The sequence below is a fragment of the Paraclostridium benzoelyticum genome, from assembly GCF_001006285.1.
GTDB lineage: Bacteria > Bacillota > Clostridia > Peptostreptococcales > Peptostreptococcaceae > Paraclostridium > Paraclostridium benzoelyticum.
The window spans coordinates 14,196-35,033 of sequence record NZ_LBBT01000165.1 but is presented as its reverse complement, the minus strand read 5'-3'; the positions used below and the strand labels follow the sequence as shown (position 1 = coordinate 35,033).

Here is a 20,838-nt window from a genome sequence, read left to right as displayed (position 1 = left end):
GCTACTGATCGTTGCCTTGGTAAGCCATTACCTTACCAACTAGCTAATCAGACGCGGGTCCATCCTGTACCGCCGGAGCTTTGATACAAAAGCCATGCGACTTTTATATGTTATCCCGTATTAGTATACCTTTCGGTATGTTATCCGTGTGTACAGGGCAGGTTACCCACGCGTTACTCACCCGTCCGCCGCTCTCTCCGAAGAGATCGCTCGACTTGCATGTGTTAGGCACGCCGCCAGCGTTCATCCTGAGCCAGGATCAAACTCTCAAATATAATTTAAAAAGTTGTCCATCGCTCAGCTAATCATTATCTGAATATCTGGCTTGGTTGTTTGTGTTTAATTCTTAAAAAAGAATTTATATAATTAACCTACTGTTTAATTTTCAAAGTTCATTTTTGTTTTGCCCTTTTCTTAAGGACAAGTAATACTATACCACCTTAATTTAACATCGTCAACACTTTTTGTAATATTTTTTTAATTATTTTGCAATTTTTTCTTGATAATATTCCCCCGTTCTTTTAACTCTAGTATTTGCAATACTTTTGCGTTTGGCTTTCATATTAGTTTTTTTAGATTTAGCACTATTAAACTCTCTTATAATTTCTGAATTTATATGAATCATAACTTGTAGAACTAATCCCATCACAGATAAAAGGCACATCCAATTAATTAAATTTTTCATATCAAATCCCCCTAATTTTTTATTAATACTTAACTTCTAAATTTTTATTCCATTTTCCTTTATATACTTTTCACCATTACCTATCATTTTCTAATCTTATCTTTCAGTTTTTTTCAGCATTTAATATTTGTTCTCAAAATTATATATCGCTATTAATTCTTTACTGTTGAATTAAATATAAAAAAATTTGCTTTACTTGAGCGACTACGTCTGCGAACCACTTTATGTCACCACCAACTTCGTCCGTTGCTCAAAACTTTTTTACGCCAACATCAACCTAATTAATATATCTATATTTCATAGATTATCCATAATTTTTTATTTAATGTAATTTTCTTAAGCATAAAAAAACCTTTCTAAAATATTTTTAGAAAGGTTCTAATCTATTGTTTACTCTTCTATTTCATCTGTAGAGTTTTCTTTTATAGGTTTCATTGTAGGGAATAATATAACATCTCTTATAGATGGAGAGTTTGTTAATAACATCATAACTCTATCTATTCCTATTCCTAGACCGCCTGTTGGAGGTAGACCTACTTCTAGCGCATTTACAAAGTCTTCATCCATATCACAAGCTTCATCATCACCTAACTCTTTCTTTCTTAATTGATCCATAAATCTCTCTTTTTGATCGATAGGATCATTAAGTTCAGAGAATGCATTTGCCAATTCCCACTTATTAGCGAAAGCTTCAAATCTATCTGTTCTTCTAGGATCCTCTACATTTCTCTTAGCAAGCGGAGAAACTTCTACTGGATGATGAGTTATAAATGTAGGTTGAACTAGCTTATCTTCACCAAATTCTTCAAATAAAGCGTTGATAACCTCTCCTCTTCTCATACCAGGAGTTATTTCTATACCTTTTTCTTTAGCTACTTTTAATGCTTCTTCATCAGTATCTATAGTAGAGAAATCTACACCAGCATACTCTTTTACACATTCTTCCATAGTCATTCTTCTCCATGGAGGCGTAAAGTCTATTTCTGTTCCTTGATAATCTATTTTCATACTTCCAGTTGCAGCTTCAGCCATATGAGCTATTACATTTTCAGTAATTTCCATCATATCTGTATAATCTGCATATGCTTGGTATAATTCTATAGCAGTGTACTCAGGATTATGTTTAATTGACATACCTTCATTTCTAAACATTCTTCCCATTTCATATACCTTATCAAATCCACCTACTATAAGTCTCTTTAAGTACAACTCATTAGCTATTCTTAAATACATCGGTATATCTAATGTGTTATGATGAGTTATAAATGGTCTAGCATTCGCTCCACCAGCTATAGTATTTAATATAGGAGTCTCCACTTCTAAGAATCCTCTTTCATCTAAATAAGATCTTAAAGCTTTCATAGCTTTAGTTCTTGTAACGAAAGCATCTTTAACTTCTGGGTTAACTATTAAATCAACATATCTTTGTCTATATCTTAAATCTTGATCTTTTAATCCATGGTATTTCTCTGGAAGAACTTGAAGAGACTTAGTTAATAATTTTACATCATTAGCTTTTATAGATATCTCTTCTCTCTTAGTTTTAAATACTTCACCTTCGATACCTATTATGTCACCTATATCATATGTAGAGAACACAGCATATTCTTCTTCACCTATTCTATCTAATCTTACATAGCACTGTATTCTTCCTTCTTGATCTTGTATGTCTATAAATCCAGCTTTACCTTGTATTCTCTTACTCATTATACGTCCAGCTAGTTTAACAACCTTACCTTCAAAAGCTTCAAAGTCATTCTTTATATCTGTAGAACAGTTAGTTCTATCGTATCTACTTATATGGAATGGATTTCTTCCCATCTCTTGTAATTTAGCTAATTTCTCTCTTCTTACTTTAAGTACTTCTGTAAGTTCTTCTTTAGCTTGATCATTAACGTTTTGTTGATCATTATTCATTTGTATACCTCCAGATTATCTTCTTATTTCTAATATCTCGAATTTAGCAATACCATCAGGAACTTGAACATCTACTACTTCTCCTTTAGCTCTACCTAAAAGAGCTTTTCCTACAGGTGATTCGTTAGATATCTTACCTTCATATGGATCAGCTTCTGCAGAACCAACTATTGTGTATTCTACTTCTTCTTCGAACTCCATATCATTAACTTTTACTATAGATCCTATAGTAACTATATTTGAATCTATTTTAGATTCATCTATTATAACTGCTTTTCTAAGCATATTTTCAAGCTTCATTATTCTTTCTTCAACTTGTGCTTGCTCATTTTTAGCTTCATCATACTCAGCATTCTCTGATATATCTCCGAAAGATATAGCTACCTTTATTCTCTCAGCAACTTCTCTTCTTCTAACTGATTTCAGATGCTCAACCTCATCTTCTAATTTTTGATATCCTTCTTGAGTTAATAATATTTCCTTATTATCTTCCATAACCCCTACAGCTCCTTCTCTTTGATTTTTATTTAACATTAAACAAAATTAATTTTATATCTTATACTATTTATGCGCTATATTATAAATTACTATCACCCTTATGTCAAGGAGTGCGATAAGTAGTCACGTAGCTTGTTTACTACTTCTTCATAGCTTTCTATCTTGTTAATTTCATCTCTTAATTTAGCCGAACCTCTAAGTCCTTTTAAGTACCATGCAATATGTTTTCTCATTTCTCTTACAGCTACATATTCTCCATGTTCATCTATTGCTAATTTAAGATGTTTTAAAGCTGCATTTATTTTTTCTTCACCTGTAGGCTCAGGTAAAATTTCTCCTGTTTTCATATAATGGTTGATTCTTTTAAATATCCAAGGGTTCCCTTGAGCTCCCCTACCTATCATTATAGCATCACAATTAGTTTTATTTATCATGTTTATAGCATCTTCAACTTCAAAAACATCTCCGTTACCTATTACTGGTATGTTTATATTTTCTTTTATTTTAGCTATTATATCCCAGTCAGCCTTGCCAGAGTAATATTGTTCCCTAGTTCTACCATGTATAGCTAATGCACTTATTCCAGAAGCTTCTGCTATTTTAGCTATTTCAACTGCATTTATATTATTGTCATCCCAGCCTTTTCTAATCTTTAAAGTAACAGGTTTTTTAGAGTTCTTTACAACAGATTTTAAAACTTCTTCAGCTAACTTCGGAGTTCTCATAAGAGCTGATCCATCACCATTTTTTACAACCTTAGGGGCCGGACATCCCATATTTATATCCAATATTTCATTAGGATATTCATTTAGTATTTCCGCTGCTCCTCCCATAAATGCTGGATCCGAACCAAAAATTTGCACTGCTACCGGATGTTCTTCCTCTTCTATTTTAAGCATTTTTTTCGTATTTTGATCATCATAGCAAAGTGCTTTTGCATTTATCATTTCTGTGTACAACATTCCACAGTCTTGTTCTTTACATATAAGCCTAAAAGGTAAATCTGTTACTCCTGCCATAGGAGATAAAAACACTTTATTGTCTAACGTAACATTTCCTATTTTCATATACGGTCTCCTTTATTAATATATTTATTATAAATATACCCAATTTATTTAATAAACTTATCATAAAAAAGGAACTGGATGTAAAATCCAATTCCCTGCTACTATTCTTTATTTTTATTGTAAATAATTTTTAATCCCTCTAGGGTTAAATTTTTATCTACACAATCTATACTATCAGTTTCTGATGCTATCAATGATGAAAGTCCTCCAGTAGCTATTACTTTTATATCTTCATTTCCTAATTCCTTTTTCATCATAGCTATAATCTTGTCTACTAATCCTACATATCCATATATTATCCCCGATTGCATAGCCGAAACTGTATTCTTGCAAATCGTCATTCCAGGTTTTAACAGTTCAACTCTAGGAAGTTTTGATGCTCTTTGGAATAAAGCTTCACTTGATATCTTTATACCTGGCGCTATAGTCCCACCCAAGTACTCTCCCTTTTCTGATATTGCACAAAATGTTGTAGCTGTTCCAAAATCTATTATTATCATCGGTGATTTATATTTTTCTATAGCAGCTACAGCATTTACTATCCTATCTGCTCCTACTTGTTTAGGGTTATCATATTTAATATTTAATCCTGTTTTTATACCAGGTCCAACTATTAAAGGTTGTTTATTGAAATATTTCACACAGAAATTTTCAAGTGAATGCATAACATTAGGTACAACTGATGATATTATTATATCTTTTATTGAATTTTTGTCTACATTGTCATATTGAAATAAATTATTTATCAACATCCCATATTCATCAGATGTCTTTGCTTTATCCGTACTAATTCTCCAATAATTTTTTAACTCTTTTCCCTCATATATACCTAAGACCATGTTCGTATTACCAACGTCAAATACTAAAAGCATCTACTCTAACCTTCTTTCTATTTTTTGCTTTTCTTTAGTATAGCTACAACTCCTGATACTACTAAAGCTCCAACTATAGCTTCGGGGATTCCATTAGTAGTAGCAATACCTAATATTACAGCTCCAGCCGTGGATGTATCTCCTCCTATAGCTTCTACGTATCTTTGTGCATATAAGAAATATACCATTCCTAAAACACCAAATGTATTTATAAGAGAACCTATCAACCCTGAAAAAGCACCTGCAACTGATGTTTTTTTCATTATTTTAAATACACCTTTATATACATAGAATGACACAATTCCCATTATAACTCTAGGTAGTATAGATATAAAAGGATTCATAAATATGAATGAAGTTGGTTTTGGCATTGTAATAGCTCTTATAAAGCTTGTAAATCCAAAAATAAATCCTATTATTCCTCCTACCACAGGCCCTTCTATTATAGAACCTATTATTACAGGTATATGCATTATAGTTGCATCAATGGGTCCAATTGGTATAAATCCTAAAGGTGTCATTGATAGCATTATTGATATAGCAGATAACATACCTATTATCGCCATTTGTCTAACATTTATTTTCTTTCTTGTTTGAACCTGTGTTTTCATCATAAAATTTACCTCCGTTCCAGCTCTTATAGATGCCGGACTTTTTATTTTTCACTAATCAATTATCTATACAATAAATCAGTCAGGCTCCTATTTTTTATGGATGCCAGCTGCAACAAAACAATTTTATCAATATGAAATAACATTGTCAATAATTCTTATTTCAAATTAATTTCATTGTACGATAGTATGTTATTAGTTTTCGATGCATTTTTTATTGCGTTTATTACACTTTTTTCCACAACCTCACTTGCTATTGAACCTAATAATGTTATATCAGTTTCAACTTCGCCCGTTGCTAATGTAAATATCGTATCTCCATCATGAGGAGTATGTATGGGGAATATAGATTTAGCAAAACCATTATGAGCCATCTGTGATATTTTTTTACATTCAGCTTTTGATAATTTAGCATTGGTTACAACTGCACCTATAGTAGTATTGTCTATATTAAAGCCACCCTTATTAACACCTTTTTTCATTAAATCATACGTATTTAAAAAATCAGTTTTATCATCATTTAAAACACCAGCTATAACTTGTCCATTTTCATATACATCACCAAATGCATTCACAGCTATAATCGCAGAAACCACCAATCCATTGTCTAATTTAATTGAATAACTCCCTATACCTCCCTTTGTACAAAACTCATTTCCTCTTATTTTTCCAACTGTAGCTCCACATCCAGCACCATAATTCCCTTGCTTAAGTTCAATATCATTAGCTATTTGGCAAGCTTTGTATCCCATTTCTATATTTGGTCTACATTTAGGATCTCCTACTCCTAAATCAAATAAAACCGCACCAGTAACTATAGGAACTTTCCCTACTCCAACATCAAACCCTATTCCTTTTTCTTCTAGATATCTACTAACCCCACATGTAGATTCCAATCCAAACGCAGAACCTCCTGATAACACAATAGCATGGACTTTCTGAACCATATTTATAGGATCTAATAAATCAGTTTCTCTAGTTCCTGGAGCTGAGCCTCTAACATCAACTCCACAAACCCCTCCATCTTCACATATAATAACAGTGCACCCTGTTAATCCTTCTTTATCTTCTACCTGTCCAACTTTTATACCTTTTACGTCTAAAATATTATTAAACATATCCATGCTCTCCTCTTATAGAAACTTCTCCCGATATAATTTCTTTTAATTTTCCATTTTTATCTTTAACTACTAAATCTCCATTTTCATTTATATCTATACAAGTAACTTGTTCTTTAACATTATTTTTTATGGTATATATTTCTTTACCTATAATCGCAGAGTAATTTTTACATACATCTAGAGTAGAACTTTTATCATTTTCATTTATATACGAATTATATTTTAATTCAAATTCACTAAGTATATTTCTAACAATATCAACTCTGGATATTTCATATCCTTCTCTTTGTATTGATGTTGCAATATTTCCTATCTCCTCAGGAAAATTAATAGTTTTTACATTTATTCCAATGCCTACCACAATATAATTAACTCTCTCTATCTCTGCCGAAAGCTCTGTTAGTATCCCACAAGTTTTCTTTCCATTTAATATAATATCATTAGGCCATTTTATAGTAGCTTCTACCCCTAAGTTTCTTAATGCTTTAACTATACTCGCTCCAGCAACTAAGGTTATAAAAGGCGCATCCATAGGAAGTATATTTGGCTTTAGAATTATACTCATCCATATTCCTTCATGCTTTTCAGAGTGCCAGCACTTTCCTAATCTACCTCTTCCACTCACTTGTTCTTCACTTAAAATCACAGTTCCATCTGTAGCTTCGTTAGCTATTGACTTAGCATAATTATTTGTAGAATCTATAGAATCAAAATGTATTATTTCCTTTCCTATAAACTTAGTTTTAAGATTATGTAGTATATTTTCTTTACTTAAAATATCATTTGGTGATTCTTTTAATCTGTATCCTTTTTTATTAACTGACTCTATTTCATATCCTTGTTCTTTTAAAACATTAATATGCTTCCATACAGCTGTTCTAGAAATTCCTAATTGTTTTGAAATTTCTTCTCCTGATATAAATTCTAAATCACTATTTAATAATAAATTAACAATTTTTTCTCTCAAAATAACACCTCTATCTAATTAATAATTAAAGTAAAGGCTAGGGAAAACCCTAGCCTCATTTTTTATTACTCATCTATTTGATCTTTGTCATTATCTACATTATTGTTATTATTAACATCTGCATCCTGAATTTCATCTTTCTTTGCCTCTTTAAAATCAACTTCAATAGCATCTTCTTTATTGATAGTTTCTTCTGTTGCAGCATTTTCTAATTTAGGATCTAATGATAACTCTTTATTAAACGCTTTTATAAACTGATCTGCATCTAATGTTTCGTATATTAATAATGCTTGAGCTACATATTCTAATCTATCCATATTATCAATTAATAATTGTTTGGTGTTTTTATAAGCCGCATTAACGATATCTTTTATTTCTTTATCTATTTCAAATGCAACTTCTTCAGAATAGTTTCTCTTGCTGCCTATACTATTTCCTAAGAATACTTCTTCTTCTCCATCTCCAAATGTCATAGGTCCTAATTTAGAACTCATTCCATATTTAGTAACCATTTGTCTAGCAGTTGCTGAAACTCTTTCTAAATCATTTGACGCTCCTGTAGATATATCATCTAAAGTTAACTCTTCTGCAACTCTACCACCAAGTAAAACAATTATGTTTTCTTTCATTTCATTCTTAGTAGCATAGAATTTATCTTCAACTGGAAGTTGCATTGTAAATCCACCAGCTCTCCCTCTAGGAACAATTGTAACTTGATGAACAGGGCTTACATGCTTAAGAACATGTGCACATACAGCATGACCTGCTTCATGATACGCTGTTAACTTTCTTTCTGGTTCACTTATAACTCTAGACTTTTTAGCAACACCTGCTATTACTTTAGTTATAGCTTCCTCTATAGTTTCCATATGAATTTTCTTTTCTCTTTTTCTAGCTGTAAGTATAGCTGCTTCATTCATTAAGTTTTCTATATCAGCAGGCGTGAATCCTGGAGTTCTTCTTGCAAGAACTTCAATCTTAACATCCTCTGCTAATGGTTTATTCTTAGAATGAACCTTAAATATAGCTTCTCTACCTTTTACATCCGGTGCTCCTACAACCACTTGTCTATCAAATCTACCAGGTCTTAAAAGTGCTGGGTCTAATATATCAGGTCTGTTTGTTGCAGCCATTATTATTATCCCTTGATTAACACCAAATCCATCCATTTCAACTAGTAATTGGTTAAGAGTTTGCTCTCTTTCATCATGACCTCCACCAAGTCCTGCACCTCTTTTTCTACCAACCGCATCAATCTCATCTATAAATATTATAGCTGGAGCATTTTTCTTAGCATCTTCAAATAAAGATCTAACCCTTGAAGCTCCTACCCCAACAAACATTTCAACGAAATCTGATCCACTTATACTAAAGAATGGAACTCCCGCTTCTCCTGCAACTGCTCTTGATAAATATGTTTTACCTGTTCCTGGAGGTCCAACCATTAATATACCTTTAGGTATTCTAGCTCCTAAATCAATATATTTTTTAGGGTTTTTCAAGAAGTCAACAACTTCTTGTAAATCTTCTTTTTCTTCGTTAAGTCCTGCTACATCTTTAAATGTAACTCTTGTTTTATCATCATCTTTATGAACTTTCGCTTTTGATTTTCCAAAGTTCATAACTTTTCCGCCTCCACCTTGAGACTGATTCATAAATACAAACCATAGTATTAATACAAAGAAAAGCATAAGTAGCGATGGTATTATATCAAAGAACCAAGGAGTCGTTGGTTTTGGCGCCCCAATTAATTGTAATTTACCTTCGTTAGCTTGTTTTAATAATTGATCTGCAAGCTTTTCTGATTGAATCTCTTGTGGTATGTATGTTTTAAACTTTTTATTTGTGCTCTTTATAGTTCCCTCTATAACCGTGTCTTCTACAATCTTTATGCTAGATATGTTTTCTTTCATAAGCTCTCTGTAGACACTCGAAAACTTCATTTCTTCTACTTTCTCTGTTGGACTACCTGAGAACTGTACTATCCCCACGATAATTATAAATATAAGTAGATAGAAACCTGCTCCCTTTAAAATCTTATTCAAAAGAAGCCCTCCTTTCGTAAGTTGTTTTAATTTATAGTTTCTTAAAGGTAATCTTTAAGACTTCTTTTGTATTTGCATCAATTTTATAATTTTCACTAATCTTATAATCTCCAACACAAACTACTTCTTCATTATCTACCAATACAGGAATTTTACTTCTTTTTTCCCTTGGTATTTTCAAATCTATGAATAAACTTTTTAATTTCTTGCTTCCTCCCGCAAGTTTTATTTTATCCCCAGATTCTCTATTTCTTACTACTATCCCTCCTTTAAATTTATCTAAATCAAATCCTTTAGAGGATTTATCAGCTTTCATACTTTTAAATCTTTCAATGCTCATTGTCTTAGTTTCTATAAAGACTCCAGTTTCTTTTATTTTTATAACTCCATCTTTAGGAACATTATAATTAAATTCGAAATCTTCATATGTTATTTCTTCATTAGTAAATAATATACTATCATTATTTCTATATACAAACAAACCTCTAGGTAAAACTAATTTTTTATTTATTTTATCTTCATTCTCTAAATCAAATACATCTTCGATATGCTTTTGATCTACAAAATTAGTATCTCCTAAAATATACTTAATAGAATTTCTAATTATTCTACTTTTTATTGCTTTGTGTAAATCAATATATTTATCTAATATGATTTCAACACTTGCATTATTATTTAATTTTGAAACCTCTTTAAATTTTTTATTTCCCTCTTCTTCAATATAATCATTATCTAGCTTTAAGTTATTACCCATTCTACATATAGATTCAATCACATTAGTATTAAAATTTTCTTGCATATACGGAATTAGATCTAATCTTATTTTATTTCTAGTATATATGTTTTCTAAATTTGTACTATCTATTCTCGGATTTAAATTATATTCCTCACAATATGATTCTATACTACTTCTTTCTATATCAAGAATAGGTCTAATTATAGTTTCATCTCTCTTATATTCAATACCTTTTAATCCTTGTAATCCAGTACCTCTCATCATTCTCATGAGAATAGTTTCTGCTTGATCGTTTAGGTTATGTCCTATCGCTATTTTATTTGATTTAGTTTTTTGTTTTATCTCATAAAACATTTCATATCTTAATTTTCTGGCACCTTCTTCTATTGATAATCCATTTTTTTTACAATATTCAGGCACATTTATTGATTTAACAAAAAATTTAATACCTAAACTATCACATAATTGAGATATATACATAACATCCTTTTGTGCTTCTATACCTCTTATTTGGTGATTTAAGTGTGCTGCATATATAGAAATATCGTATTCTTCCTCTAGTTGCTTTAATACATGCAATAAACACACTGAGTCTGGTCCTCCTGATAGACCTAATACTATTTTATCACCCTTTTGTAATAAATTATATTTATTTATAGTACTTCGTACTCTATCTACTATCATAAATCATACCTCTTATACTTAGTTTTTTGACTCAAGTATACTTTCTATAAAAACTTCTTAAATCCTTGTAAAAATTATTTTATTTTAAAACCTTGTTAAATAATATAATACCAAATAAATTAATCTAGGGGTAGTTTTTTTACATACATTTAATTCCACCAATATAAAATTCACATTACTTAAATATATTTAAAATAATATCATACAATAAGAGTATAAAATACTATTTTACAAAATTAATTTTTTAAGTAAGGAGTAATCAAAAATGAAAAAATTTTTATCAGTTTTAATTACATCATTCGTATTAGTATCTTTTATTTCAATTAATTCCCATTGTCTCGAAAGTACACAAGTTGATAAAAAAACTGCTTATATTACATTTGACGATGGTCCAAATAAAAATACTCCTGAAATATTAGATTTATTAAGTAAGTATAATATGAAAGCAACTTTTTTTGTATTAGAAGATAGAATAACCTTATATCCCGACATAGTCAATAGGATGCTTAAAGAAGGTCATTCAATAGGCTTGCATGGTCAAAGCCATGAGAAAGCAGTGTTTTATTCTTCTGGTTCATCTGCTTTAAATGAAATTAATAATACAAGACATACACTGAAAAATTTAACAGGTTATGATACTAAACTAGTTAGAGTTCCTTATGGTAGCAAACCTTACCTAACAAAAAATCAATATTATAGTTTAGTTAACTCTGGTTATAACCTTTGGGATTGGAGCATAGATAGCACAGATACACATAAAAATGCCACTGTATCATCTATAGTTTCTAACACTAAAAATTCCTTAAATGAATCTGTCAATTCAGTTATCTTATTTCATGATAAACAAACAACTGTAAAAGCTTTACCTAGTGTATTGGAGTATTTAAAAAATAATAGTTATGAAATTAGGGTCATAAGCCAAAATCAAACTCCAATGAATTGGTGGAATAGAAATTTTTATTAATTTTAAAAGCTGACTAATAATTAGTCAGCTTTAATTAAGCTCTTCTGCATATATACTCACTTTATTTATTCCTTCAAATAATCCATCTATACACATATTATACTCTATATTTAACTGTATAGATTTATTTATTTTTTTTATTTCTAGTTTTTGAGTATTTATTTTTATATCAAACAATCCTTGTGGCGTTCTATATCTTGTTATTGTCTCTGCTCCTTGAACAAATTTCATATCAGATTTAACAGCCCCAAATCTTTTTATCGAAACTTCATTTTCTGAAACTTTAATCGTAGTTGTTACATGAACAGATTCTTCTTCTAATTCTTCTTTATAAACTATGTATATATCATTATTTTTCTCATACATACTTCCTTTAGATGTAACTTCTATTAAATCTTCATTACCTAAATTGTCATATTGCTTTGTATGCATAGATATATTTACATCGATCATATTTAACCTCCATAATAATATAAACCTTAGGTGAGTTTTACCTAAAGTTTATATTTTCACTAGTATTTTTGAATTTCAACTTGTTCTATATCCGTTATTTCTCGATTAAGAAACTCTTTACCTATAGATGCAAACCTTTCAGGTATATCAGATACGTAATATTTATAGTATCCACCTTTATCTGCATTAGTATTTAACAGATTGTTTTTAGTTAAAACATCTTTTAAATCTTTAGCTGTTTCTCTAGCAGGATTTACTAAAGATATTTTACCCTCTAATACTTTATTTATAGTTTTCTTTAAAAGTGGATAATGAGTACACCCTAAAACTAATGAATCTATATTTGAAGCCTGTAACTCTTCTAAATATTTTTTAGCTGTTAACTCTGCTACTTCCGTATTTGCCCAGCCTTCTTCAACTATAGGAACAAATAATGGACAAGCCTTTCCAATTATTGTTATTCGATCATCCAACTTATGAATTTCGCCCTCATAAGCTTTTGAATTTATAGTCCCTTCTGTCCCTATAACTCCTACAACTTTATTTTTAGTAGTATAAGCAGCAGTTCTAGCTCCAGCTTCTATAACACCTATTATAGGTATATCATACTTTGCTTGTGCTAGTTCTAAGCTTCTAGCAGTTGCTGTATTACAAGCTATTACTATCGCCTTAACACCTTTAGATATTAAAAAATTAATAGCTTGAAAAGTGTATTTAATAACTGTTTCTTTAGATCTTGATCCATAAGGAACTCTAGCTGTATCTCCAAAATATACTATATTTTCACTAGGAAGTATACTAGTTATTTCTTTTAAAACTGTAAGCCCTCCTAATCCCGAATCAAAAACTCCAATTGAATTATTATTCATTTAACATGCACCTTCTTCTATTGTCTATCCTCTATAGCTAATTTTATTAAATTGTCTATAAGGTCAGTGTATTGTATTCCCGTTGCATCCCAAAGTTTTGGATACATACTTATATTCGTAAATCCCGGTAAAGTATTTATTTCATTTATATAAATTTCTCCATCTTTTTTATCAATAAAAAAATCTACTCTAGAAAGACCTTTACCATCTATAGCTTTAAAAGCATCTATAGCCATTTGTCTTATTTTTATCATAGTTTCTGCATTAATGTTAGCAGGTATTTCTAGCTTGGATACTCCATTTATATATTTATCTTCATAATCATAAAAATCTTTTGCAGGTATTATTTCTCCAGCTATTGATGATTTAACTTCATCATTTCCTAAAACAGCAACTTCAATTTCTCTTGCATCTATACCTTGTTCTAATACTATTCTTCTATCATACTTTAAAGCTTCATTTATTCCAATTAAAAGCTCATTTCTATTAGATACCTTTGATATCCCTACACTAGAACCCATATTAGCTGGCTTAACAAATATAGGATAATTTAAAGTTTGCTCTATTCTATCAAGCTCATCATTCTTACTTATATCAAATTCCCATTTCGTTGTATAAGTATAATTTACTTGAGGTAATCCAATTTGAGTAAATACTTTCTTACATATAAGTTTATCCATACCTACACTAGACGCTAAAACCCCACATCCAACATACGGGATATTACTTATGTCAAATAGCCCTTGTATCTTTCCATCTTCTCCATAAGGTCCATGAAGTACAGGAAATAAAACATCGATCTGTTTAAAGCCTCCATCATTAAATTCTATACCTACTTTAGAATTTCCATTAGGTATCAAATTAATTTTAACAGTTTTATCCGCTAATCCTTCCCATTTTCCATTTTCAATATTTTCTGCAGAACCACTGTAATACATCCATTTCCCGTCTTTAGTTATTCCTATTGTGTGTATATCATATTTTTCTTTATTTATATTCTTAAATATAGATGAAGCTGAAATTCTTGAAACATCATGTTCACCGGATTTTCCACCGAAAATTAATGCTACACTTAATTTTCTCATCTTATTTCACCCTTCTAATTTAATTTGTATTTTTATAATTATATGCGTTTTTATTATCTAAGTGATTATTATAGTTCATTTAACAAAAAAAATAAAGGAGTAGTTACTCCTTTATTTTTAATATTTATCTATTTTGCAAATACATGATTTCCTATTCTTTTATATGGATCTAGTTTTTTAATCCAGTTACATGTTGAAATTTTAGGATTCCAAAAATATATTGCTCCACTCGTAGGATCATTTCCATACAAAGCTTCCCTAGCTGCCTTATATGCACTATCTGTTGGTTCCTTATAAATCTCACCATTATCTACTACTGAAAATGCATTTCTTTGATAAATAACATCTTTTATATTTCCTGGAAACCTAGAATCTAAAACTCTATTTATTACAACTGCAGCTACAGCAACTTGTCCTTCATATTCTTCTCCTCGAGCTTCACTAGATACCAATTTAGATAATAGATACAATTCATCATTTGTAATGCTTATAACTTCTTTTGCTTCTGATTTATTTTCTTTATTATTGCTAACAAACTTATTACTTTCAATTCTATAGCTATTTTGTGTATCGCTATCAGCAAATACACTATTACTATTAAGTGTTAAAATTAGCAGAGTAAACATCGCTAAAAAGAATTTGGTGTGATACTTCATGTCGTAAAATCCACTCCTTTAAAATATATTATTTCTTGTTAGACTTTAAATCCTCTATTATTTCTAATATTTTAAATTTGATTTTTTTATTAGATGCTTTTTCAATATTTTCTCCTGATATCAACTTATATTCTTCATCTGTTAATACCTTTTTTAACTTTTCATCTGTCTCCTTGTCTATAACACCATTATTTTCATCAACAAAGCATAGGGGAGGAAACATAACGCACCACCAATTTCTACCTTGTCCTTCACCTATAATTATTCTTAAAGCTTTATACTCTCCTGCTGGTAAAACTATATTTGAATATTGTTTTGCAGGAAAATTAGTATATTCCAAATTAACCTTCACTTCATAAGTATACCCATTTTCCTCAATAATATTTTTAGATATTTTTTCTAAGTTTTTTTTCTGAGATAAAATTATCTTTTCACTTTCTTCTATACTATTAGATTTCTTTAACATTGGTTGTAAATACTTGATAACTTCATCTCTTACTTTCAATTTTAAAGCTTGGTCTTCGTCACTATCACTATTTGCTAAAACATGAAATCTTATTAATTTATCTTTATAATTACTTGAAACTCTTTCAACTTTAGTTACTTCCCCAAAAATATATATAGTACTCATTATAATCATAGCTATTAATAAAACACTCAATCCTAATATTCTTAACTTTATCCTCTTCATAATATATATCCCCCTAATATATTTTAATATCTTGATTATCTCCCGATATTTTTTTTTTATTCTTAGAGTTTTAAAAAAAATAGACTGTTAATTTAAACAGTCTATCTCTTTATATATTTTTATTATTCATGGCTCTCTCTATTATAAATTGTTCAGCTTTTTCGATATGCTCTATAGCATATTTTTTAGCATCTTCATTATTACCAGATATTATAGCTTTTAAAATTCTATCATGCTCTTCTACTAAATTGTCTGATGTGTCAAAATCAGATATATATGTTGCTCTGAACCTATGAACTTGTTCCCAAAGTGAATTTATTATTTGACTTAACTTTTTGTTTTTAGTCGCGTTGAATATACATTCATGAAACTCAACATCTTTTTTTAACAGTATATCAATTTCATCTTTTCTTTCGATGCTACGTTTAAAATCTTCTGCTATATCTTGTAATTTTTTAGCATCTTCTTCATGTATTCTCTCTGCCGCTAAATATGCAGCTAAACCTTCTAAGCTCGATCTTATCTCTAATACATCTATTATATCCTTTAATGACATATTAGCTACATATGCACCTTTCCTTGGTAACATAACTACAAGCCCTTCTAGTTCTAGTTTTCTAATAGCCTCTCTTATAGGAGTTCTACTTACCCCTAATTGTTCAGCTAGTTGAACCTCCATAAGCCTTTGTCCTGGTTTTAATTGCCCCTCTAAAATAGCTTCTCTTAAGTTTTCAAAAACTACATCTCTTAACGGTTTATAATTGTCTAAATTTAATTTTGTTAAGCTATCCATAAATTTCAACTCCTTTATTGCTGCTTTTAACTAGATAAACTTGATTGTACTTAGCCTGTAAATCTTCTTTAGCTTTAATTGCACAATCTTTATTGTCAAATAACCCAAAAACTGTAGGGCCACTTCCACTCATCATAGATCCTAATGCTTTATTTTTGATCATTATATCTTCTATTTGTCCTATTTCTGAATAGTTCAAAGAAGTAACTTCTTCTAATACATTCACCATATTCTCAGAAATAAATTTAACATCTTCTTTTTGTAAAGCATCTATAAGTTCTTTATTTTGAGGTCTTCTTTTAACTTTGTCCATATTCAAAGATTGGTAAACTTCCTTTGTTGATACAAATATATTAGGTTTACATACCAAAATATTTAAATTTTCAGGTAAACCTTTTATATTAGTTAATTCTTCCCCTATACCTTCTGCTAATGCACTTCCTCCTGTTATACAAAACGGAACATCAGCGCCTAACTTCAACCCAATATCCCTTAATTCATTTTCACTTAACCCCAAGTTCCATAATTTATTTAAACCTACTAAAACTGCAGCTGCATTAGAGCTTCCTCCTGCCATTCCTGCTGCTACAGGTATATTTTTTTCTATAGAAATTTCTATTCCCTTTTCTATATTAAACTGATTTTTTAATAAATTTACAGCTTTATACATAATATTATCTTCATTTAAAGGTATATCTAAACTATTACTTTTTATTAATATTGAGTTTTCTTCTATTTCAGTTATTTTCAACTTATCATATAGATCTATTGTTTGCATTATCATCTCTACAAGGTGATAACCATCTTCTCTTTTTCCAAGCACATCTATTGATAAATTAACCTTAGCTCTGCTCTTTAAATCTATAGAGTTCATGCTTTCCTCCTTATTGTGCTATAACGACCATAAATATTTATAGTATACATTATACTACAAAAAATAAAATAATAGGGAACTATAATTCCCTATTATCTTATTTTGTACATAATTTTATACTTCTATTGGAGTTTTTTTCTCTATTATTAAACATTGCCCTACGTCTAATTGATCATCTGTTTTTATTTCATTTATCTCAGCAATATCATCTATTGTTGTGTTATATTTCTTAGCTATATTCCATAATTTATCCCCTTCTTTAGCCACATATATCGTTATACTAGGTCTTTGAGATAAATCTACAGGTCCTTGATCTTCTCCCTTAATAATAAAGCTATCTTTTTTCTTATCTAAAACTTCACAATATCTTCTAACTTTCACAGTTACATCTATTTGATCTCTATTTAAATCAAATTCTACTCTGTCTATGTTTACATGATTAAATGCGTTAGCAGTATCTTTTACATTTCCAACCTCAACATCATGAGTAAATGGTATTTCTTCTGTTAATCTATATACTGGTCTTAGGCCTTCTACAGGAGTATATAAAACATCAACTAAAACTACACCTTCTACTATACTCTTTCCACCTTCAAATGATGAATTTTCAACTATTATATTTGAGTCTACACTTACAATATCTTTTATTTGTATATCATCACTATTATTTTTTATAGTATCTCTTATATTAAAAAATTCGCTTCCACTACTTACAACCTTATTAAGTTCAACATTTCTACTTTCAAACTTAAGAGTTCTATCAGGTGAATATGCGTCTTGCAATACCTCTCTTGTAACATCTTCTGATACTTTAACTTTAGCTCTTGCTGTACAATCTACTTCTAAAGCTCCTGTATTTGTTTCTTCATTTCTTTTAAATATATAATTTAAGTCAACTATTTCTACCATAGCTTCTTCTTTCATACCTTCACATGCACCTGGAACTTCTATAAATTGAGTAAAATCTAACCCGACTCTATCTAACTCTACTAATTCACCTTCATAAGTATAAGCTACTGGATTCAATTCTAAAACCCCACCAACTATAACTTTATTGTCAGATACCCTAGTTTCTTTTAATTTCATTCTAGGCCCTATAGAAACTATATTATCTATATCTTCAGTACTTATATTTATAGTATCTCTAACTACACTTTCAGATTTTTCTATTCCAATTATATCTTCAAACTGAACTTCTTTTCTGTGTTTTTGTACATTTTCTATTTGAGAAACATCTTTTACTATATCTATAGTATTTTTTTCAAATAAGCTACCTCTTATATTCAAAAGTGCTCCTACTCTTATCTTTCTTTCATTTATAACTGTACAATCTATATGTTCTACATCATAGAAAAGCATATTTTCCATATCAGCTACTATATTATCCTTTTCTACCACTTCATTTATTTCTATTCTTCCCTCTACATTTGATACAGTATTTTTATCTTCAGTTAGATAAATCACATTATAATTAAAATTCCCTCTAAATATTATTTTCCCATCTAATATTTCTTGTTTCTTTAAAGCTATGTACCCCTCTGTTTTTATTATTTCATATACGTCGTCCTTTTTATCTGATACAACAGCTTCTGTTTCTATAAAAGTTTGAAACCTTCCAAAATCAATTCTGTTGTCAACTTGTAAAATATCTTTTATAAGATTCATATGTTACCCTCCTAAATTAAATATAACTATCACACTATATTTATATTTAGGAAGTAAAAAAAAAATTACACCTATTTTTAATAGGTATAATTTTTTAACTTACATTTAATTTATTTGGTTCTTTAATTACTTTCAATTTAACGTTATCAGTTAATAGGTCTGAATAGCTATATGATACTCTAGAATATCCATTATCCTCATCATCTAGCTTAACAACAAATATACTAGGATATACTTTTTCCAGTACACCTTTTTTAGTAACTATTTGTTTTCTTCCTTTATTAGCTTTTAATAAAATTTTTCTTCCTAGGTGCTTCTCTAAAGTCTGTCTTATTTTATTCAAAGTTTGAACAGTGGCCATTACATCACCTTCTTTAACATTATATGTTTGTCATTGTAATATTACCACAATCAAACTTTTTTGTCAAACCTAAACTAAATATTTTATATATTTTTTGATAAAAAGTCAATACTGTTTTTTTTTATGAATTTGGATTATAATCTATATATTTTTTTATACACTAAATCAATAATTATTATATATAGCTAGCGGCATGGTTAATCTAAACTTCCCTCTGGTTTCTATACCTCCTACACCTTTAATTCCTGTAACTGTATGGTTTAATATTTCATCTAAAGGAACAACCTTATCTATTCTAGAGCAAGCAATTTTTTCTACCACCAATAAAGGATCTAGCGCATGTATCATTACACGACTTGGAGAACTTGCAAAATTAGCTCCTGATTTTATTATTTCTTCATAATTAGATTGGCATGCTCCAGCAAATATAACTAAACTATCTAGTGATGGATCATATTTTCTAGCTTCTTTTACTGTTTTTATAAAATTAGCTGTATTTCTATAATTTTTAATGTCTTTAATGTTTCCTTTACTATTAACTATAGCATCGTGTCCTGTTATAACTAATATGGATGGATTATGTTGTTCTAACAAACTTCTAACTTCTTTATATTGAAGACTTTCAGGTATCGCTTTACCCACTGCCGGAATTCCCAATTTAGTATAAACATCTAAACAAATTTTTAAATATTCAGGATCTCCATCTATATGAAGTACTTTCCCTGGCATTCCATATGAATTTTGAACTTGATTTTGACTTTGACCTTGAGCTTGCTTATTATTATTCGAGGACTTTTGCATAGCTCTATTTAGTCTTCTATTTCTCTCTCTAGTTTTTTTTATACTTTTATGCAAAATATTTTCAACATCTTTGTCTATTAATGTATCTTTCATATCATAAAAATTTACTTTTTCTAAGTCATCTATTCCTGAATCTGCAATTATTCTAAAGGCAACCCCTTTTAAAATAGCTATCTTTTGATTATTTTCATCTATTTCAAATCCTATTATTCTGAATATAATATCTCTCTCATAAGACTTTCTTACAACGATGTCTCCTATCTTCATAATATAGTTGTCCTCCTATAAAATTTGTGTTCTTACTTTATAATATGACCGTCGACAAATATTGTTACTATGTACCTTTAATTTGTTTTATATTACTAAGTTGAATTTAAATAATTTACAATATCTGATATTTATCATTGAAATTAATTTATTTAA

The 20,838-nt window shown here is 29.5% G+C and carries 21 protein-coding genes and 1 rRNA gene; 1 reads left to right on the top strand and 21 read right to left on the bottom strand.

Going from position 1 to position 20,838, the window contains the following annotated elements; translation table 11 throughout:
- The 11 genes from VN21_RS07705 to tilS form a co-directional block, all read right to left on the bottom strand.
- A 16S ribosomal RNA gene (locus VN21_RS07705) occupies positions 1-275 on the bottom strand; the annotation flags it as partial.
- A 206-nt stretch (positions 276-481) separates the two neighbouring features.
- Positions 482-685, bottom strand: coding sequence for a hypothetical protein (locus tag VN21_RS07700; protein ID WP_046822738.1), 204 nt, complete (start codon positions 683-685; stop codon positions 482-484).
- Positions 686-1,075: 390 nt separating this feature from the next.
- On the bottom strand, positions 1,076-2,602 hold the full coding sequence (lysS, locus tag VN21_RS07695; protein ID WP_046822737.1) for a lysine--tRNA ligase: 1,527 nt from the start codon (positions 2,600-2,602) through the stop codon (positions 1,076-1,078).
- A 15-nt stretch (positions 2,603-2,617) separates the two neighbouring features.
- The gene (gene greA, locus VN21_RS07690; protein WP_021429468.1) at positions 2,618-3,097 is read right to left on the bottom strand and encodes a transcription elongation factor GreA; all 480 of its coding nucleotides are present in this window, start codon (positions 3,095-3,097) and stop codon (positions 2,618-2,620) included.
- A gap of 101 nt (positions 3,098-3,198) precedes the next feature.
- Positions 3,199-4,167 carry a tRNA dihydrouridine synthase DusB gene (gene dusB, locus VN21_RS07685; protein WP_046822736.1) on the bottom strand — a complete coding sequence of 323 codons (969 nt, stop codon included), beginning with the start codon at positions 4,165-4,167 and terminating at the stop codon, positions 3,199-3,201.
- Positions 4,168-4,268: 101 nt separating this feature from the next.
- Complete coding sequence (locus VN21_RS07680) at positions 4,269-5,039, bottom strand: type III pantothenate kinase (protein WP_046822735.1); 771 nt, start codon at positions 5,037-5,039, stop codon at positions 4,269-4,271.
- Positions 5,040-5,056: 17 nt separating this feature from the next.
- Positions 5,057-5,653: an ECF transporter S component gene (locus VN21_RS07675; RefSeq protein WP_332840850.1), complete on the bottom strand. Its 597-nt coding sequence runs from the start codon at positions 5,651-5,653 to the stop codon at positions 5,057-5,059.
- 155 nt (positions 5,654-5,808) lie between these two features.
- Positions 5,809-6,768 carry a P1 family peptidase gene (locus tag VN21_RS07670; RefSeq protein WP_046822734.1) on the bottom strand — a complete coding sequence of 320 codons (960 nt, stop codon included), beginning with the start codon at positions 6,766-6,768 and terminating at the stop codon, positions 5,809-5,811.
- The gene (locus VN21_RS07665; RefSeq protein ID WP_046822733.1) at positions 6,761-7,738 is read right to left on the bottom strand and encodes a biotin--[acetyl-CoA-carboxylase] ligase; all 978 of its coding nucleotides are present in this window, start codon (positions 7,736-7,738) and stop codon (positions 6,761-6,763) included. Before VN21_RS07665 ends, VN21_RS07670 begins: the two co-directional genes overlap by 8 nt.
- 65 nt (positions 7,739-7,803) lie before the next feature.
- Positions 7,804-9,783: an ATP-dependent zinc metalloprotease FtsH gene (ftsH, locus tag VN21_RS07660; RefSeq protein ID WP_046822732.1), complete on the bottom strand. Its 1,980-nt coding sequence runs from the start codon at positions 9,781-9,783 to the stop codon at positions 7,804-7,806.
- Positions 9,784-9,814: 31 nt separating this feature from the next.
- Complete coding sequence (gene tilS / locus VN21_RS07655; RefSeq protein WP_046822731.1) at positions 9,815-11,203, bottom strand: tRNA lysidine(34) synthetase TilS; 1,389 nt, start codon at positions 11,201-11,203, stop codon at positions 9,815-9,817.
- A 265-nt stretch (positions 11,204-11,468) separates the two neighbouring features.
- On the opposite strand from tilS, the gene VN21_RS07650 reads away from it, so the two are divergent.
- Positions 11,469-12,167 carry a polysaccharide deacetylase family protein gene (locus tag VN21_RS07650; protein ID WP_052952010.1) on the top strand — a complete coding sequence of 233 codons (699 nt, stop codon included), beginning with the start codon at positions 11,469-11,471 and terminating at the stop codon, positions 12,165-12,167.
- A gap of 30 nt (positions 12,168-12,197) precedes the next feature.
- On the opposite strand, the gene VN21_RS07645 is transcribed toward VN21_RS07650, so the two are convergent.
- The 10 genes from VN21_RS07645 to yabG form a co-directional block, all read right to left on the bottom strand.
- Positions 12,198-12,620, bottom strand: a complete 423-nt coding sequence (locus VN21_RS07645) for a DUF1934 domain-containing protein (RefSeq protein WP_052952009.1) — start codon at positions 12,618-12,620, stop codon at positions 12,198-12,200.
- A 59-nt stretch (positions 12,621-12,679) separates the two neighbouring features.
- Positions 12,680-13,489 carry a glutamate racemase gene (gene murI, locus VN21_RS07640; RefSeq protein ID WP_046822730.1) on the bottom strand — a complete coding sequence of 270 codons (810 nt, stop codon included), beginning with the start codon at positions 13,487-13,489 and terminating at the stop codon, positions 12,680-12,682.
- Positions 13,490-13,506: 17 nt separating this feature from the next.
- On the bottom strand, positions 13,507-14,574 hold the full coding sequence (locus VN21_RS07635) for a D-alanine--D-alanine ligase (RefSeq protein ID WP_046822729.1): 1,068 nt from the start codon (positions 14,572-14,574) through the stop codon (positions 13,507-13,509).
- A gap of 128 nt (positions 14,575-14,702) precedes the next feature.
- Positions 14,703-15,230, bottom strand: coding sequence for a cell wall hydrolase (locus VN21_RS07630; protein WP_046822728.1), 528 nt, complete (start codon positions 15,228-15,230; stop codon positions 14,703-14,705).
- A gap of 28 nt (positions 15,231-15,258) precedes the next feature.
- The gene (spoIIR, locus tag VN21_RS07625; RefSeq protein ID WP_046822727.1) at positions 15,259-15,921 is read right to left on the bottom strand and encodes a stage II sporulation protein R; all 663 of its coding nucleotides are present in this window, start codon (positions 15,919-15,921) and stop codon (positions 15,259-15,261) included.
- A 109-nt stretch (positions 15,922-16,030) separates the two neighbouring features.
- Positions 16,031-16,714 carry a GntR family transcriptional regulator gene (locus tag VN21_RS07620; RefSeq protein ID WP_046822726.1) on the bottom strand — a complete coding sequence of 228 codons (684 nt, stop codon included), beginning with the start codon at positions 16,712-16,714 and terminating at the stop codon, positions 16,031-16,033.
- Entirely contained in the window at positions 16,707-17,588 is an 882-nt protein-coding gene (ispE, locus tag VN21_RS07615) for a 4-(cytidine 5'-diphospho)-2-C-methyl-D-erythritol kinase (protein ID WP_046822725.1), read from the bottom strand. The genes VN21_RS07620 and ispE overlap by 8 nt, the downstream gene beginning before the upstream one ends.
- A gap of 114 nt (positions 17,589-17,702) precedes the next feature.
- Positions 17,703-19,253: a DUF3794 and LysM peptidoglycan-binding domain-containing protein gene (locus VN21_RS07610; protein WP_046822724.1), complete on the bottom strand. Its 1,551-nt coding sequence runs from the start codon at positions 19,251-19,253 to the stop codon at positions 17,703-17,705.
- 94 nt (positions 19,254-19,347) lie between these two features.
- Positions 19,348-19,614: a Veg family protein gene (locus tag VN21_RS07605; RefSeq protein WP_021428036.1), complete on the bottom strand. Its 267-nt coding sequence runs from the start codon at positions 19,612-19,614 to the stop codon at positions 19,348-19,350.
- A 165-nt stretch (positions 19,615-19,779) separates the two neighbouring features.
- Complete coding sequence (gene yabG / locus VN21_RS07600; protein WP_046822723.1) at positions 19,780-20,682, bottom strand: sporulation peptidase YabG; 903 nt, start codon at positions 20,680-20,682, stop codon at positions 19,780-19,782.
- Between the last annotated feature and the right edge of the window lie 156 nt (positions 20,683-20,838).

What these genes read in the sequence shown, in the direction of transcription:
- VN21_RS07700 (WP_046822738.1), bottom strand. Translation starts at nt 685, where the DNA reads ATGAAAAATTTAATTAATTGGATGTGCCTTTTATCTGTGATGGGATTA.
- lysS (WP_046822737.1), bottom strand. Translation starts at nt 2,602, where the DNA reads ATGAATAATGATCAACAAAACGTTAATGATCAAGCTAAAGAAGAACTT.
- greA (WP_021429468.1), bottom strand. Translation starts at nt 3,097, where the DNA reads ATGGAAGATAATAAGGAAATATTATTAACTCAAGAAGGATATCAAAAA.
- dusB (WP_046822736.1), bottom strand. Translation starts at nt 4,167, where the DNA reads ATGAAAATAGGAAATGTTACGTTAGACAATAAAGTGTTTTTATCTCCT.
- VN21_RS07680 (WP_046822735.1), bottom strand. Translation starts at nt 5,039, where the DNA reads ATGCTTTTAGTATTTGACGTTGGTAATACGAACATGGTCTTAGGTATA.
- VN21_RS07675 (WP_332840850.1), bottom strand. Translation starts at nt 5,653, where the DNA reads ATGATGAAAACACAGGTTCAAACAAGAAAGAAAATAAATGTTAGACAA.
- VN21_RS07670 (WP_046822734.1), bottom strand. Translation starts at nt 6,768, where the DNA reads ATGTTTAATAATATTTTAGACGTAAAAGGTATAAAAGTTGGACAGGTA.
- tilS (WP_046822731.1), bottom strand. Translation starts at nt 11,203, where the DNA reads ATGATAGTAGATAGAGTACGAAGTACTATAAATAAATATAATTTATTA.
- VN21_RS07650 (WP_052952010.1), top strand. Translation starts at nt 11,469, where the DNA reads ATGAAAAAATTTTTATCAGTTTTAATTACATCATTCGTATTAGTATCT.
- VN21_RS07645 (WP_052952009.1), bottom strand. Translation starts at nt 12,620, where the DNA reads ATGATCGATGTAAATATATCTATGCATACAAAGCAATATGACAATTTA.
- murI (WP_046822730.1), bottom strand. Translation starts at nt 13,489, where the DNA reads ATGAATAATAATTCAATTGGAGTTTTTGATTCGGGATTAGGAGGGCTT.
- VN21_RS07635 (WP_046822729.1), bottom strand. Translation starts at nt 14,574, where the DNA reads ATGAGAAAATTAAGTGTAGCATTAATTTTCGGTGGAAAATCCGGTGAA.
- VN21_RS07630 (WP_046822728.1), bottom strand. Translation starts at nt 15,230, where the DNA reads ATGAAGTATCACACCAAATTCTTTTTAGCGATGTTTACTCTGCTAATT.
- spoIIR (WP_046822727.1), bottom strand. Translation starts at nt 15,921, where the DNA reads ATGAAGAGGATAAAGTTAAGAATATTAGGATTGAGTGTTTTATTAATA.
- VN21_RS07620 (WP_046822726.1), bottom strand. Translation starts at nt 16,714, where the DNA reads ATGGATAGCTTAACAAAATTAAATTTAGACAATTATAAACCGTTAAGA.
- ispE (WP_046822725.1), bottom strand. Translation starts at nt 17,588, where the DNA reads ATGAACTCTATAGATTTAAAGAGCAGAGCTAAGGTTAATTTATCAATA.
- VN21_RS07610 (WP_046822724.1), bottom strand. Translation starts at nt 19,253, where the DNA reads ATGAATCTTATAAAAGATATTTTACAAGTTGACAACAGAATTGATTTT.
- VN21_RS07605 (WP_021428036.1), bottom strand. Translation starts at nt 19,614, where the DNA reads ATGGCCACTGTTCAAACTTTGAATAAAATAAGACAGACTTTAGAGAAG.
- yabG (WP_046822723.1), bottom strand. Translation starts at nt 20,682, where the DNA reads ATGAAGATAGGAGACATCGTTGTAAGAAAGTCTTATGAGAGAGATATT.